The 13534-nt window shown below is 60.5% G+C and carries 14 protein-coding genes; 4 read left to right on the top strand and 10 right to left on the bottom strand.

All coding sequences use genetic code 11. The annotated features are described in order from the left end of the window. Positions 1-13 precede the first annotated feature (13 nt). From lptE to F8N43_RS24585, 4 genes are all read left to right on the top strand, one after another. Entirely contained in the window at positions 14-619 is a 606-nt protein-coding gene (gene lptE, locus F8N43_RS24570; RefSeq protein WP_150630379.1) for an LPS assembly lipoprotein LptE, read from the top strand. Between the two features lie 39 nt (positions 620-658). Beyond that, positions 659-1696 carry a DNA polymerase III subunit delta gene (gene holA / locus F8N43_RS24575; protein ID WP_150638400.1) on the top strand — a complete coding sequence of 346 codons (1038 nt, stop codon included), beginning with the start codon at positions 659-661 and terminating at the stop codon, positions 1694-1696. A gap of 130 nt (positions 1697-1826) precedes the next feature. After that, positions 1827-1991, top strand: a complete 165-nt coding sequence (arfA, locus tag F8N43_RS24580; RefSeq protein WP_150638402.1) for an alternative ribosome rescue factor ArfA — start codon at positions 1827-1829, stop codon at positions 1989-1991. A 62-nt stretch (positions 1992-2053) separates the two neighbouring features. Further along, complete coding sequence (locus F8N43_RS24585) at positions 2054-3376, top strand: lytic murein transglycosylase (RefSeq protein ID WP_150630376.1); 1323 nt, start codon at positions 2054-2056, stop codon at positions 3374-3376. A 117-nt stretch (positions 3377-3493) separates the two neighbouring features. Here F8N43_RS24585 and F8N43_RS24590 read toward each other — a convergent pair whose 3' ends face one another. From F8N43_RS24590 to rlmH, 10 genes are all read right to left on the bottom strand, one after another. After that, positions 3494-4444, bottom strand: a complete 951-nt coding sequence (locus F8N43_RS24590; RefSeq protein WP_150630375.1) for a S66 peptidase family protein — start codon at positions 4442-4444, stop codon at positions 3494-3496. 161 nt (positions 4445-4605) lie between these two features. Beyond that, entirely contained in the window at positions 4606-5631 is a 1026-nt protein-coding gene (gene lipA / locus F8N43_RS24595) for a lipoyl synthase (protein ID WP_010467371.1), read from the bottom strand. Between the two features lies 1 nt (position 5632). Further along, positions 5633-6280 (bottom strand): lipoyl(octanoyl) transferase LipB, encoded by a 648-nt coding sequence (gene lipB, locus F8N43_RS24600; RefSeq protein ID WP_150638404.1) that lies wholly within the window; start codon positions 6278-6280, stop codon positions 5633-5635. After that, positions 6280-6555 carry a DUF493 domain-containing protein gene (locus F8N43_RS24605; RefSeq protein WP_003215438.1) on the bottom strand — a complete coding sequence of 92 codons (276 nt, stop codon included), beginning with the start codon at positions 6553-6555 and terminating at the stop codon, positions 6280-6282. Before F8N43_RS24605 ends, lipB begins: the two co-directional genes overlap by 1 nt. An 86-nt stretch (positions 6556-6641) precedes the next feature. After that, a complete protein-coding gene (locus F8N43_RS24610; RefSeq protein WP_008035100.1) occupies positions 6642-7799 on the bottom strand; it encodes a D-alanyl-D-alanine carboxypeptidase family protein in 1158 nt (385 codons plus the stop codon). A 183-nt stretch (positions 7800-7982) separates the two neighbouring features. Then, positions 7983-8993, bottom strand: a complete 1011-nt coding sequence (locus F8N43_RS24615) for a septal ring lytic transglycosylase RlpA family protein (RefSeq protein WP_150630374.1) — start codon at positions 8991-8993, stop codon at positions 7983-7985. Further along, positions 8993-10003, bottom strand: a complete 1011-nt coding sequence (gene mltB, locus F8N43_RS24620; RefSeq protein ID WP_150630373.1) for a lytic murein transglycosylase B — start codon at positions 10001-10003, stop codon at positions 8993-8995. Before mltB ends, F8N43_RS24615 begins: the two co-directional genes overlap by 1 nt. A gap of 17 nt (positions 10004-10020) precedes the next feature. Continuing rightward, complete coding sequence (gene rodA, locus F8N43_RS24625) at positions 10021-11124, bottom strand: rod shape-determining protein RodA (protein ID WP_191623650.1); 1104 nt, start codon at positions 11122-11124, stop codon at positions 10021-10023. 31 nt (positions 11125-11155) lie between these two features. Further along, positions 11156-13051: a penicillin-binding protein 2 gene (mrdA, locus tag F8N43_RS24630; protein ID WP_150630371.1), complete on the bottom strand. Its 1896-nt coding sequence runs from the start codon at positions 13049-13051 to the stop codon at positions 11156-11158. 9 nt (positions 13052-13060) lie between these two features. Then, positions 13061-13528: a 23S rRNA (pseudouridine(1915)-N(3))-methyltransferase RlmH gene (rlmH, locus tag F8N43_RS24635; protein ID WP_150654495.1), complete on the bottom strand. Its 468-nt coding sequence runs from the start codon at positions 13526-13528 to the stop codon at positions 13061-13063. Positions 13529-13534: the final 6 nt, after the last annotated feature.

Here is a 13534-nt window from a genome sequence, read left to right on the forward strand (position 1 = left end):
GGGGAGCAACAAGATGATCAAACGCAATTTGCTGGTGATGGGCCTCGCGGTCCTGTTGAGCGCCTGCGGTTTCCAGCTGCGCGGTACCGGCACCTATGAACTCGCCTTCAAGGAACTCGACCTGAGTGCACGCAACTCCTACGGCGAAACCGTGACCATGATGCGTCAGTTGCTGGAAAGCAGCGGCGTCAATATCCACACGGGCGCGCCTTACAAACTGGTGCTGGCCGATGAGCAGGAAAGCCAGCGCATCCTCAGCTATGCAGGCGCCGGCCGTACTGGCGAGTACCAGGTGACCACGGTACTCAGCTACGACATCAGTGGTGAGCACAACCTGCTCCTGTTGAGCGACAAGCTCGAAGTGCAGAAAGTCTTTATCCATGACGGCAACAACCTGGTGGGTTCCGATCAGGAATCCACCGATGCTCGCAAGGAGATCCGTCGCGAGTTGGTGCAACGCATGATGCTGCGCTTGCAGCAACTGTCGCCGGCCCAGCTGGATCAGCTGCAACAAACTGCTGAGGCCAAGGCCAAGGCTGAAGCTGCAGCCCTGGAAGCGGCGCGCAAGGCTGAAGCGGAAACGCCACGCCAGTCGCCCATCGAAATCCCGCAGCAATAAGACTTGCGGGGCGCTCAGGCGCCCCGCTTGCCCTCGCCCATGAAACTCGCCCCCGCCCAACTCGCCAAACACCTGCAAGGTGCGCTCGCGCCGGTCTACATCATCAGTGGCGACGATCCGCTGCTGTGTCAGGAAGCCGCCGACGCCATTCGCACAGCCGCCCGTCAACAGGGCTTCGACGAACGCCAGGTGTTCGCCGCCGATGCCAGTTTCGACTGGGGAACGCTGCTGCAAGCCGGCGCAAGCATGTCGTTGTTCGCTGAAAAACGCTTGCTGGAACTGCGCCTGCCGTCCGGCAAACCCGGCGACAAAGGTGCAGCTGCATTCATCGAATACTGCTCGCGACCGGCCGAAGACACTGTGTTGCTGATCAGCCTGCCGAAGCTCGACGGCAGCGCGCAGAAAACCAAGTGGGGCAAGGCGTTGGTCGAAGGTCAGCACACCCAGTTCGTGCAAATCTGGCCGGTGGAAGCCAGCCAGTTGCCGGGCTGGATTCGGCAGCGCTTGTCTCAGGCAGGCCTGTCCGCCAGTCAGGACGCCGTGGAACTCATCGCCGCGCGAGTCGAGGGCAACTTGCTGGCTGCCGCGCAGGAAATCGAAAAGCTCAAGCTGATGGCCGAAGGTGGCCAGATAACCGTCGAAACCGTGCAAGCCGCAGTGGCCGACAGCGCGCGCTTCGATGTCTTCGGCCTGACTGATGCGATTCTCAACGGCGAAGCGGCGCATGCCCTGCGCATGCTCGAAGGTCTACGCGGGGAAGGTGTCGAACCGCCGGTGATTCTTTGGGCGCTGGCCCGGGAACTGCGCTTGCTGGCCAGCCTGTCGCTGCAATACAGCCAGGGCGTGCCGCTGGACAAAGCCTTCAGCTCTGCCCGTCCGCCGGTCTGGGATAAACGCAAACCGCTGATGAGCAAAGCTCTGCAACGTTACTCGGCGCAACGCTGGGCGCAGTTGTTGCTGGAAGCACAGCGGATTGATGCGCAAATCAAAGGCCAGGCGGCAGGTTCGCCATGGATGAGTTTGAGTCGGTTGTCGTTGTTGATGGCTGGGCAGCGGCTGACATTGCCTGCCGAATAAGGCCTTTGTAGCGAGCGAGCTTGCTCCCTTCGCCACAGGTCGACTTTTCCCACATGTCGCAGGTCTGGACAAAATCCAAACTTCGGCAGATCATTTCTCCCGCAAAACCACTCAATCGAGAGATATGATCATGAGCAAAAAGCCATCCAGGAATGGCCACAACAAGGCCAAATCCATCATCGCCCAGCCACTGTTCCGCAGCCGTCAGGAACGAGCCGGCAAGGGCAAAGGCAGCTACCGCCGCGAAGCCTTCCAGTCTAATAGCTGGGAGGCTTCTTACTTTCTGGCGGCCTGAAAGGCAAGCCATCGCTCAACATGTTAAGGTCTGCACCTGATTCGTATTCCCTGGACCCGTGCATGCCCCTTTGTATTTCCCGTCGTTGGCATTTGCGCCAATTGATTGCTGCCTCCAGCCTCGTTCTGCTTGTCGCCTGCGCGGAAAAACCGACCGCCGCCGACGCCCAACCGCTTCAGACCCTTCCTGTCGCAACAGCCCCTGCGGTGATCCCGCCCGTGGTGCCGACCGGTGAAAATCTCGACATCCAGCCGACCCAGACCTTCGCCGAATGGCAGGCGGGTTTCCGCAAGGATGCGCTGGCCGCTGGCATCCGCGCCGACCTGTTCGACCGCGCCTTCGCCAATGTCAGCCTGGACACCAGCGTCATCCGTGCCGACCGCAGTCAACCGGAATTTTCCCGCCCGGTGTGGGAATACCTCGACGGCGCCCTGTCGCCGCTGCGCGTGCGCAAAGGTCAGGCGCTGGTCAGCCAATACGCCGACATCCTGCAAAGCATCGAACAACGCTACGGCGTCGATCGTCAGGCACTGGTTGCGGTGTGGGGCATGGAAAGTAACTTCGGCCAGTTTCAGGGCAGCAAGTCGGTGATCAACTCCCTGGCGACCCTGGCCTACGAAGGCCGGCGTCCTGGTTTCGCCCATGCGCAATTGATCGCGGCCCTGCAGATCCTGCAACAGGGCGACATCGACCCAGAGAAAATGCTCGGTTCCTGGGCCGGTGCCATGGGTCAGACCCAATTCATCCCGACCACCTACAACACCCACGCCGTGGACTTTGATGGCGACGGTCGTCGCGATATCTGGGGCAGTTCCGCCGACGCACTGGCGTCGACTGCGCACTACCTGCAAAGCTCGGGCTGGCAGAAAGGCCAGCCATGGGGCTTTGAGGTACAGCTGCCGGGCAGCTTCAACTACGTGTTGGCCGATGGCGCGATTCGCAAGAGCGTCGCCGAATGGCAGCAATTGGGCGTCACGTTGCCTAACGGTGGCCAGGTTCCGGCAGGCTCGGAACACCTGTCGGCCGCCTTGTTGCTCCCGGCGGGCTATCGCGGCCCGGCATTCCTGGTGCTCGACAACTTCCGTGCGATCCTCAAGTACAACAACTCGTCGTCCTACGCGCTGGCCGTCAGTTTGTTGTCCGAGCGTTTCAACGGCGCGGGTTTTATCAATGGCACCTGGCCCAAAGATGACTTGCCGCTGAGTCGTACCGAACGGATCGAGCTGCAAAACCTGCTGAGTGCGCAGAAATACGACGCGGGCACCGCCGACGGCATCATCGGCGCCAATACTCGCAAAGCGATCCGCAGCGCCCAGCAGTCGTTTGGCTGGCCGGCGGACGGGTATCCGACGCACAAGTTGCTAGAAGGCCTGCGTAACCGCTAAGAGCATCGCGGGCAAGCCCGCCCCCACAGGGTTTGTGTCGTACGCTAATTCTGCGACTGACACTTCTGCTGTGGGAGCGGGCTCGCCCGCGATGACTGACTGCCTGGCGATAGATTTCTAGCGCCTGACCACCACATCCTGCTCCAGCACCAACTCCTTGCTCCCCGCATCCAGCCTCACCAACGCTCCCATCGGCAACGTCAGGTTCGGGTCACAATGCCCGCTGCGCCACCCGGCCAGCACCGGGATCCGCAACGGCTCAAACGTCTGCTTGAGCAACCGTTCCAGCGCAACAGTATCAACCCCGGCCACATCTCCCACCAGAACTCCGCGCAATTTGCCCAGCGTCCCCGCGAGCCGAAGATGAGTCAGCAGCCGATCAATGCGATACAGCGGCTCATTAATATCTTCGATAAACAGAATGACGCCCTCGGCATCCATTTCATAAGGCGTGCCCATGGTCGCGGCAATCATCGCAAGATTGCCTCCGAGCAAGCGCCCGTGAGCAATGCCAGGCTCGATTGTGGTCAACGGGTAGGCCACCGGGTGCGCCAATACGCTACCCGCCTTTACTTGCCCTCTGAGCATGTTGAAAAACGAGGACTCGGTAGGCTTTTGCTTGTCGCCCAACAGATCTGCATTGAGCAACGGACCATGGAAAGTCACGAACCCCGCATAACGGCTGATCGCCAGGTGCAGCGCCGTGATGTCGCTGTAGCCGATGAACGGCTTGGCGTTGTTTTGCAGCAACTCGAAATCGATGCGATCGAGCAAACGCGGTGTGCCGTAACCACCGCGCAGGCAAATGATTGCATCGACCTCACTGTCAGCGAACGCTGCGTGCAGGTCATTGAGCCGCACATCGTCACTGCCGGCCAGGTAGCCTTCCTGCGCATACACACCGGGAAAAATCCGCAATGCGTAACCGCGTGCACGCATCCAGCTGACGGCCTTGTCGGTATCCAGTGCCGCGGGGCCGGCGGGCGCTATGACGCCGATCAGCCCTTGCGAGGGCAAGGCCGGAACGGGTTTATGGGGAAAAAGAGTATGGGTCGGTCGAACGGTCATCCATGAATCTCCCTGCGCGAAAGCTTCTGCACACAGTAGTCAGGAACGGGAATAAACAGAAGAGGGTCAGTCGCCCCGCAGGTTGCAGGAAAAGACTGAAGTTGCCGTAAGCACGGCCAACAAAAACGCCCGCAAGGCTGAAAAGCCTTGCGGGCACTTTGTTACAAGGACGACATCAATTCAGCTTTAACCAGCTTCGCCTGCTCATCGGCGTGGTACGAAGAACGTACCAGCGGACCGGAAGCGACGTTTTTGAAGCCCATCTTGTAACCTTCCTCAGCGAACCAGGCGAAGGTGTCCGGGTGGACGAAACGCTCCACCGGCAAATGGCTGCGGGACGGTTGCAGGTATTGGCCGAGGGTCAGCATATCGATGTCGTGTTCGCGCATGCGCTTCATGACTTCGATGACTTCTTCGTCAGTCTCGCCCAGACCCAGCATCAGGCCGGATTTGGTCGGAATGTGCGGCATCATCTGCTTGAAGCGCTGCAGCAGGGTCAGCGACCACTGGTAGTCCGAACCCGGACGCGCGGCCTTGTACAGGCGCGGCACGGTTTCCAGGTTGTGGTTGAACACATCCGGCGGCTCGGCGGCGGTGATTTCCAGCGCGACGTCCATGCGGCCACGGTAGTCCGGAACCAGGGTTTCGAGCTGCACGTTCGGCGACAGCTTGCGGATCTCACGGATGCAGTCGGCAAAGTGCTGGGCACCGCCGTCACGCAAGTCGTCGCGGTCAACCGAAGTGATCACTACGTATTTCAGTTTCAGGTCGGCGATGGCAATAGCCAGACTTTCCGGCTCATTCACGTCCAGTGGTTTCGGACGGCCGTGGCCAACGTCGCAGAACGGGCAGCGACGGGTGCAAATGTCGCCCATGATCATGAAGGTCGCAGTGCCACCGGAGAAGCACTCGCCCAGGTTCGGGCAGGATGCTTCTTCGCACACGCTGTGCAGCTTGTGTTTGCGCAGCAGGGCCTTGATGCGGTCGACTTCCGGGGAAACCGGGATGCGCACGCGGATCCAGTCAGGTTTCTTCGGCAGTTCGGTGGTCGGAATGATCTTTACCGGGATGCGTGCAACCTTCTCGGCGCCGCGCAGCTTGACGCCGGCTTCAACCTTGGCACGCGGGGCCGGACGCTCGGTGACATCCAGCGTCGGGATCATGGTTTGCACTGCATCAGTAGTCATATCAGTCGATTCCGCCCGTTAGGGTCGTCTGCTCAGCATAGTCGAGGTGTTTGACGAGCTGCGCGCGCAGCCGGGCACTAACCTCGGCAAATTCAATCGATCCTGCGTGATCGCTCAGCTGGGTCATCGCCAGCCCGGCGTAGCCGCAGGGATTAATCCGTCGAAACGGTTCCAGGTTCATGTCCACATTCAGGGCCAGCCCATGAAAGGAACAACCGTGGCGGATCCGCAGACCCAGGGAAGCGATTTTCGCACCGTCGACATAGACGCCCGGTGCATCCGGCTTGGCCGCAGCCGTGACGCCGTAGCTGGCCAGCAGCTCGATCAGGCAGTGCTCCATGCGGGTGACCAGGTCACGCACGCCGAAACCCAGCTTGCGTACATCGAGCAACAGATAGGCGACCAACTGGCCGGGGCCGTGATAGGTCACCTGACCACCGCGATCGACCTGCACCACCGGGATATCCCCCGGCAGCAACAAGTGTTCGGCCTTGCCGGCCTGCCCCTGAGTGAACACCGATGGGTGCTCAACCAGCCAGATCTCGTCCGCGGCATCGCTGCCGCGTTCATTGGTGAAGCGTTGCATGGCATGCCAGACCGGCTCGTAAGCCATCTGGCCAAGCTCGCGAAAGCCCAGCGTGCCAGACATCACAGCACCATGTGCACGAAGCCGGTAGCCCGCAGTTCGCTGTTGATGTTGTACAGCTGGTCCTGGTCGGTGGCGACGATGTGCAGTTGAATCGTGGTGTATTTGCCGTTGGTGCTTTGGCGCTCATCCACACGATCATGGTTGATCGTCGCGTGTTTCTTGACGATCTCGATGATCTTGTCTTTGTTGCCAACACCGGTATCGCTGATCACCTTAACCGGGTAATCAACGTTGGGGAATTCGATCTTGGGCGCCTTTACTTCGGTATCGGTCATGGCGTAACGGCCTCGTAAGCGTAAGCCGTGGCGACGGGCATGCCCCCGCGCCGGATGAGCGCGGGACCATGCAGGTGCACACTAATTCAGTTGAACAAGCCGTAGAAGAATAGACGGATGCTATCCCACATGCGACGGAAGATACCACCCTCTTCAACGCCATCCAGAGCGATCAGGTCAGCGCTGTGCACTACCTTGTCGTCCAGTTTGACTTCGACTTTACCGATCACGTCGCCCTTGGCGATTGGCGCAACCAGTTGCGGGTTCATGGTCATGCTGGCAGCGAGCTTTTTCAGCTGGCCTTTTGGCAGGGTCATGGTCAGGTCTTCAGCCAGACCGGCCTTGACTTGATTGGTGCTGCCTTTCCAGACAGGCGCCTGGGCCAGCTCGGCACCTTTCTGATAGAAGGTCTGGGTTTCGAAGAAACGGAAACCGTAGGTCAGCAGCTTCTGGGTTTCCGAAGCACGTGCCACTTCGCTGTTGGTGCCGAACACCACGGCGATCAGGCGCATGCCATCACGGACAGCCGAAGACACCATGCAATAGCCGGCTTCGTCGGTGTGGCCGGTTTTCAGACCGTCAACGGTCTTGTCGCGCCACAGCAGCAGGTTGCGGTTAGGTTGCTTGATGCCGTTCCAGAAGAACTCTTTCTGCGAGTAGATCGCATAGTGAGCCGGGTCTTCGTGGATGATTGCACGAGCCAGCACGGCCATGTCGTGAGCCGACGAGTAGTGCTCAGGGTTCGGCAGACCGGTCGGGTTCATGAAGTGGCTGTTGGTCATGCCCAGGTCGGCCACGGTTTTGTTCATCATGTCGGCGAAGGCGTCTTCGCTGCCGGCGATGTGCTCGGAGAGCGCAACACTGGCGTCGTTACCCGACTGAATGATGATGCCGTGCAACAGGTCGCTGACCGTCACTTGCGAACCGACCTTGATGAACATCCGCGAACCGCCGGTGCGCCAGGCGTTTTCGCTGACGGTCACCGGGTCGTTTTCGCCGATCTGGCCGCGACGGATTTCCAGGGTCGCGATGTACGCGGTCATCAGCTTGGTCAGGCTGGCAGGCGGCAGACGCTGGTCACCGTTGTTCTCGACCAGCACGTTGCCGCTGCTGGCATCCATGAGCACATAGGCTTTGGCGGCCAGTTGTGGCGGCGACGGCATCATCTCGACCGCGAAGGCGGCAGGCGAGAGGAGCAGCGGGACTAGAAGGCACAGGCGTTTGGCAAAGGTGGTGATGTTCATCCGTCTCTCGAAATCGCTAATGGAAACTGCCCGAAGGCAAAACTAATCTAGATGACCTTCTAACGGGCCATCGCGTGTTCAGTCGTTCACTCAGAACCCTTGCCGGGCTTTTGTTCTTCAACGAGCCAACAACCAGGTTCACCCCCCAAAACCGCAAGTGAACCGTCAATCAAGTACTACGTATTACTCGGCGGTGACCACGCTCGGCGAACCGAGATTGGCCAGGCGCACGCTGTTCTGCACTTGCTGGATTTCACCCGGCGAGCCGATCGGCCCCAGGCGCACCCGATGCAGTGTCTGTTGATTGCGCACGATCGAGCTGATGAACACCGGAGCGCTCACCATCCCGCTGAGCTTCGATCTCAGCAGTTCTGCAGCGTCCGGGTTGGCGAACGCGCCCACCTGCAGATACTGGCCAGAGGCTGGTACAGAAGCGTTTTTTTTTGCATCGATCTGCACGGGCACAACAGCGGCGGCGTGTTGCTGCGGCGGCGGTGTCCATTGCTCGACCGTGCCGGCCGAAGCGGTAATCGTCGGCGCAGTATTCTGCGCGACTTGCGGCTCGTTGAGCATCAAAGGCGCCGGACGGCCTTTGGCTGCCCACCATTGCTGAGGATCAATGCCTTCGACCTTGACCCGCGCCGTGCCGGTTTCGGCATAGCCGAGTTTCTTGGCGGCGGCGTAGGACAAGTCGATGATGCGGTCCGAGTAGAACGGCCCGCGATCGTTGACCCGCAAAATCACTGACTTGTTGTTGTCCAGGTTGGTCACCCGAACGTAACTCGGCAGCGGCAAGGTCTTGTGAGCGGCGCTCATGCCATACAGGTCGTAAACCTCGCCATTGGCGGTGTTCTGGCCGTGGAATTTGGTGCCGTACCACGACGCCGTGCCCGAGGCGACGTAGGTCTTGGATTCCTGCAGCGGGAAGTAAGTCTTGCCCAGCACGGTGTACGGGTTGGCCTTGTAAGGGCCGGTGTGCAGGGTCGGCGTGGCATCCGGGATGCGCGATACGTCGACGTCCCACCACGGCGCGCCATCTTTATGGGCGCGGTTGATGTCCAGCCCCGGCGTCGAGCGCACGGCGGTGGTGGATTTCTGAGACGGCGCGCGACTGGTCGAACAACTGGCGACCAGCACTGCCAACGTGGCGAATGCCATCAGCTTCAGGGGTTTATTCATAGGCAATGCCCGCATTACTTGACGCCCCGTGCTTGTACCAGCTGTTCAGACAGTTGATGTACGGCCATGGCGTACATCACGCTGCGGTTATAACGCGTGATTGCGTAAAAATTCGTCAGGCCCATCCAGTATTCAGGGCCATTGTCACCTTCCAGGCGGAATGCCGTGACCGGCATATCATCGCGCAGCGCATCATGACTTGACCACCCTAGAGCCCGCAACTCTCCAACGGTTTTAGTCGGTTCGATGCCGGTGGTCAAACCCTCGTCCACCTGCTCGCCACGCACGTCGGCGCGGCTGACTACCGGTTCGCCGGCGACCCAGCCGTGACGCTTGAAATAACTGGCGACGCTGCCGATGGCATCGTCCGGATTGGTCCAGATATTAATGTGGCCGTCACCGTCGAAGTCCACCGCATAGGCGCGGAAACTGCTCGGCATGAACTGCGGCAAGCCCATCGCTCCGGCGTAGGAGCCTTTGAGGGTCAAGGGATCGACCTGCTCTTCACGGGCCAGCAACAGGAATTCACGCAACTCCTTGCGGAAGAATTCGGCACGGGGAGGATAGTCGAAACCCAGGGTCGACAAAGCGTCGATCACCCGGAAATTGCCGGTATTTCGACCGAAAAAGGTCTCAACGCCGATGATCGAGACAATCACCTGGGCCGGCACGCCATACTCCTGCTCGGCACGGGCCAGTACCGCCTCGTGCTGCCGCCAGAAATCCACGCCACGGGCGATGCGCGCGTCGGTGATGAACATCGGGCGATATTCTTTCCATTGCTTGACCCGTTCGGCAGGCTTGGAGATCGCGTCCAGAATCGACTGCTTGCGCTCGGCTTCGCGGAACACGCCCATCAGCTGTTCACCGGCAAAGCCGTAGTCGCGGGTCATTTCACCGACGAATTCGGCCACCTGGGGTGTGCCCTCGTAATCGCCGGCCAACGCGTCCTGCGCTGTGCCAAGGATGCTTACCAGGCCGACCCATGGCGCGTATCGAGTCGCCCAGCCACGCATTACTTGCATTGAAATCTTCACCTTATTCAAACCTGTGCGATCCACTTACGATGGGTATGGATCGACATCAAAACCCCAAACGCTGACAGCAGCGTCACCAGCGAAGTTCCTCCGTAGCTAATGAACGGCAACGGTACCCCCACAACCGGCAACAGGCCACTGACCATACCGATGTTGACGAAAACGTAAACAAAAAACGTCATGGTCAGGGCGCCCGCGAGCAATTTGCCGAACAATGTCTGGGCCTGGGCCGTAATCACCAGCCCGCGACCGATCAACAACAGGTAAATCAGCAGCAGTGCGCAGATGCCCACCAGGCCGAACTCTTCGCCCATCACCGCAATAATGAAGTCGGTGTGGCTTTCCGGCAGGAAGTCCAGGTGCGACTGGGTGCCCAACAGCCAACCCTTGCCAAACACGCCGCCGGAACCGATGGCAGCTTTCGACTGAATGATGTTCCAGCCGGTGCCCAGCGGATCGCTTTCCGGGTCGAGGAACGTCAGGATTCGCTGCTTCTGGTAGTCGTGCATGATGAAAAACCACATTGCCACGGCCACCGGCACAGCGGCGGCCAGCACGCTGATGATCCAGCGCCAGCGCAGCCCGCCCATGAACAAAACGAATGCGCCACCTGCGAGGATCAACAGCGAAGTGCCGAGGTCGGGTTGACGCACGATCAGAATGAACGGCAAACCGATCAGGAACAGACTGACACCCACATGCTTGAGCTGCGGCGGCAACGTGCGTTTGGACAAATACCAGGCGATGGTCGCTGGCATCAGGATTTTCATGAACTCCGAAGGCTGGAAGCGGATCACCCCCGGAATGTTGATCCAGCGCGTGGCGCCCATGGCGTTGTGGCCCATGACGTCCACTACCACCAGCAACAGCACGCCGACCACATAACCGACCGGCACCCAACGGGCCATGAATCGCGGTTCGAACTGGGCGATGACGATCATCGACACCAGGCCGATGCCGAATGAAGTGGCTTGTTTGGCCAACAGGTCCCAGCTCTTGCCGCTGGCCGAATACAGCACGAACAGGCTGCCGGCGGCGAGGGTCAGCAGCAGGATCAGCAATGGGCCGTCGATGTGCATGCGCTGCAACAACGTCGCACGGCGACGCATCACATCCTCACTGGAGAGGATGCGATCGAAATTACTCTTCACGGGCCGTAGCCTCCGCACTGATAGGGCTGGCGTATTCGGCTTTCAGTCGGCCGTCCTGGTCAAGGAGCCAGGCGTCCATGACCTGGCGCACCACAGGCGCGGCGACACCGGAACCGGATTCGCCGTTCTCGACCATCACCGACACCACGATTTTCGGGTTGTCGGCCGGCGCGAAACCGACGAACAAGGCGTGGTCGCGATGGCGTTCCTGAACCTTGGAGCGGTCGTACTTCTCACCCTGCTTGATCGCGACCACCTGGGCCGTACCACTTTTGCCGGCGATCCGGTATTGCGCGCCGATCGAGGCCTTGCGCGCCGTACCCCGGGCGCCGTGCATTACCTGCTGCATGCCGTGGTTGACCTTGGTCCAGTCAGACGGGTCACGCAGGATGATGTCCGGCATCGGATTGTCATCCTTGGGCCGCTCGCCTTCGACGGTCTTGGCCAGGTGCGGACGGTTCCACACACCTTTGTTGGCCACCAGCGCCGTGGCTTGCGCCAGTTGCAGCGGCGTGGATTGCATGTAGCCCTGACCGATCCCCAGAATCAGCGTTTCACCCGGGAACCATGCCTGGCGACGGGTCGCGCGCTTCCACTCACGGGACGGCATCAGTCCCGGCGACTCTTCGAACATGTCCAGCGAGACCTTCTGGCCAATGCCGAACTTGCCCATGTAGGCCGACAAGCGATCAATCCCCAGCTTGTGGGCCAGGTCATAGAAGTAGGTGTCGTTGGACCGCATGATCGCCGTATCGAGGTCGACGTAGCCGTCACCGGTACGGTTCCAGTTACGGTACTTGTGGTCGTAGTTGGGCAGTTGGTAGTAACCGGGGTCGAAGACCCGTGTCGACGCGGTGACCACGCCAGAATCCAGACCGGCAATCGCCACCGCCGGTTTGATCGTCGAACCTGGCGGGTACAGACCACGCAGCACGCGGTTGAACAGCGGCCGGTCGATGGAATCGCGCAACTCGGCGTACGCCTTGAAGCTGATGCCGGTGACAAACAGGTTCGGGTCGAAACTCGGCTGACTGACCATCGCCAGTACTTCGCCGGTCGCCGGATCGAGCGCCACCACCGCACCACGGCGACCGCCAAGTGCCGCTTCGGCCGCTTCCTGCAATTTGATGTCCAGGCTCAGGACGATGTCCTTGCCGGGAATCGGATCGGTACGCTTGAGTACCCGCAATACGCGGCCTCGCGCGTTGGTTTCGACTTCTTCGTAACCCACCTGACCGTGCAACTCGGGCTCATAGAAGCGCTCGATGCCGGTCTTGCCGATGTGGTGGGTGCCGCTGTAATTGACCGGATCGAGGGACTTCAGCTCTTTCTCGTTGATCCGCCCCATGTAACCCACCGAATGCGCAAAGTGCGCGCCCTGCGGGTAATGCCGCACCAGTTGCGCAACCACTTCAACACCCGGCAAGCGGAACTGGTTCACGGCGATACGGGCGATCTGTTCTTCGGTCAGCTCGAACAGGATCGGCACCGGCTCGAACGGCCGCCGCCCCTGGCGCATGCGCTTCTCGAAAATCACCCGATCCTCGGGCGTCATCTCCAGCACTTCGACGATCACATCGAGCACTTGCTGCCAGTCGCCGGAGCGCTCGCGGGTCATGCTCAGGCTGAAGCTCGGCCGGTTGTCGGCCACCACCACGCCATTGCGGTCGAAGATCAATCCGCGGGTCGGCGGAATCGGCTGCACATGGACGCGGTTGTTTTCCGACAGGGTCGAGTGGTATTCGTACTGGATCACCTGGAGGAAATACAGGCGAGCGATCAGCACGCCGATCAGCACCACCACTGCAATGGCCCCGAACACGACGCGGCCACGCACCAGACGGGCGTCTTTTTCGTGGTCCTTGATGCGGATCGGCTGGGACATGAGGCAGAACTACTTGTGGTAAGGGTGGCCGGACAGAACTGTCCAGGCACGGTACAGCTGTTCGCCGATCAGAATCCGCACCAGCGGGTGCGGCAACGTCAACGGTGACAACGACCAACGCTGATCCGCACGCGCACAGACTTCCGGCGCCAGCCCTTCGGGGCCGCCGACCATGAAATTCACCGTGCGCGAGTCCAGCCGCCAGCGATCGAGCTCGACCGCCAACTGCTCGGTGCTCCAGGGCTTGCCGTGGACTTCGAGGGTGACAACGCGCTCGTTCGGCCCGACCTTGGCCAGCATGGCGTCGCCTTCCTGACGGATGAAGCGCGCCACGTCGGCGTTCTTGCCACGGGTGTTGAGCGGTATTTCCACCAGTTCCAGCGCCAGCTCGGACGGAAGACGCTTGGCATATTCATGCCAGCCTTCTTCCACCCATTTGGGCATGCGTGAACCGACGGCGATCAGTCGCAGTCGCACAGCGGT

This window comes from Pseudomonas fluorescens (assembly GCF_902498065.1).
In the GTDB taxonomy this organism is placed as follows: domain Bacteria; phylum Pseudomonadota; class Gammaproteobacteria; order Pseudomonadales; family Pseudomonadaceae; genus Aquipseudomonas; species Aquipseudomonas fluorescens_BJ.

Excerpts from the sequence above, each read along its gene's own strand:
- lptE (WP_150630379.1), top strand. The coding sequence starts at position 14 with ATGATCAAACGCAATTTGCTGGTGATGGGCCTCGCGGTCCTGTTGAGC.
- holA (WP_150638400.1), top strand. The coding sequence starts at position 659 with ATGAAACTCGCCCCCGCCCAACTCGCCAAACACCTGCAAGGTGCGCTC.
- arfA (WP_150638402.1), top strand. The coding sequence starts at position 1,827 with ATGAGCAAAAAGCCATCCAGGAATGGCCACAACAAGGCCAAATCCATC.
- F8N43_RS24585 (WP_150630376.1), top strand. The coding sequence starts at position 2,054 with ATGCCCCTTTGTATTTCCCGTCGTTGGCATTTGCGCCAATTGATTGCT.
- F8N43_RS24590 (WP_150630375.1), bottom strand. The coding sequence starts at position 4,444 with ATGACCGTTCGACCGACCCATACTCTTTTTCCCCATAAACCCGTTCCG.
- lipA (WP_010467371.1), bottom strand. The coding sequence starts at position 5,631 with ATGACTACTGATGCAGTGCAAACCATGATCCCGACGCTGGATGTCACC.
- lipB (WP_150638404.1), bottom strand. The coding sequence starts at position 6,280 with ATGTCTGGCACGCTGGGCTTTCGCGAGCTTGGCCAGATGGCTTACGAG.
- F8N43_RS24605 (WP_003215438.1), bottom strand. The coding sequence starts at position 6,555 with ATGACCGATACCGAAGTAAAGGCGCCCAAGATCGAATTCCCCAACGTT.
- F8N43_RS24610 (WP_008035100.1), bottom strand. The coding sequence starts at position 7,799 with ATGAACATCACCACCTTTGCCAAACGCCTGTGCCTTCTAGTCCCGCTG.
- F8N43_RS24615 (WP_150630374.1), bottom strand. The coding sequence starts at position 8,993 with ATGCGGGCATTGCCTATGAATAAACCCCTGAAGCTGATGGCATTCGCC.
- mltB (WP_150630373.1), bottom strand. The coding sequence starts at position 10,003 with ATGCAAGTAATGCGTGGCTGGGCGACTCGATACGCGCCATGGGTCGGC.
- rodA (WP_191623650.1), bottom strand. The coding sequence starts at position 11,124 with ATGCGTCGCCGTGCGACGTTGTTGCAGCGCATGCACATCGACGGCCCA.
- mrdA (WP_150630371.1), bottom strand. The coding sequence starts at position 13,051 with ATGTCCCAGCCGATCCGCATCAAGGACCACGAAAAAGACGCCCGTCTG.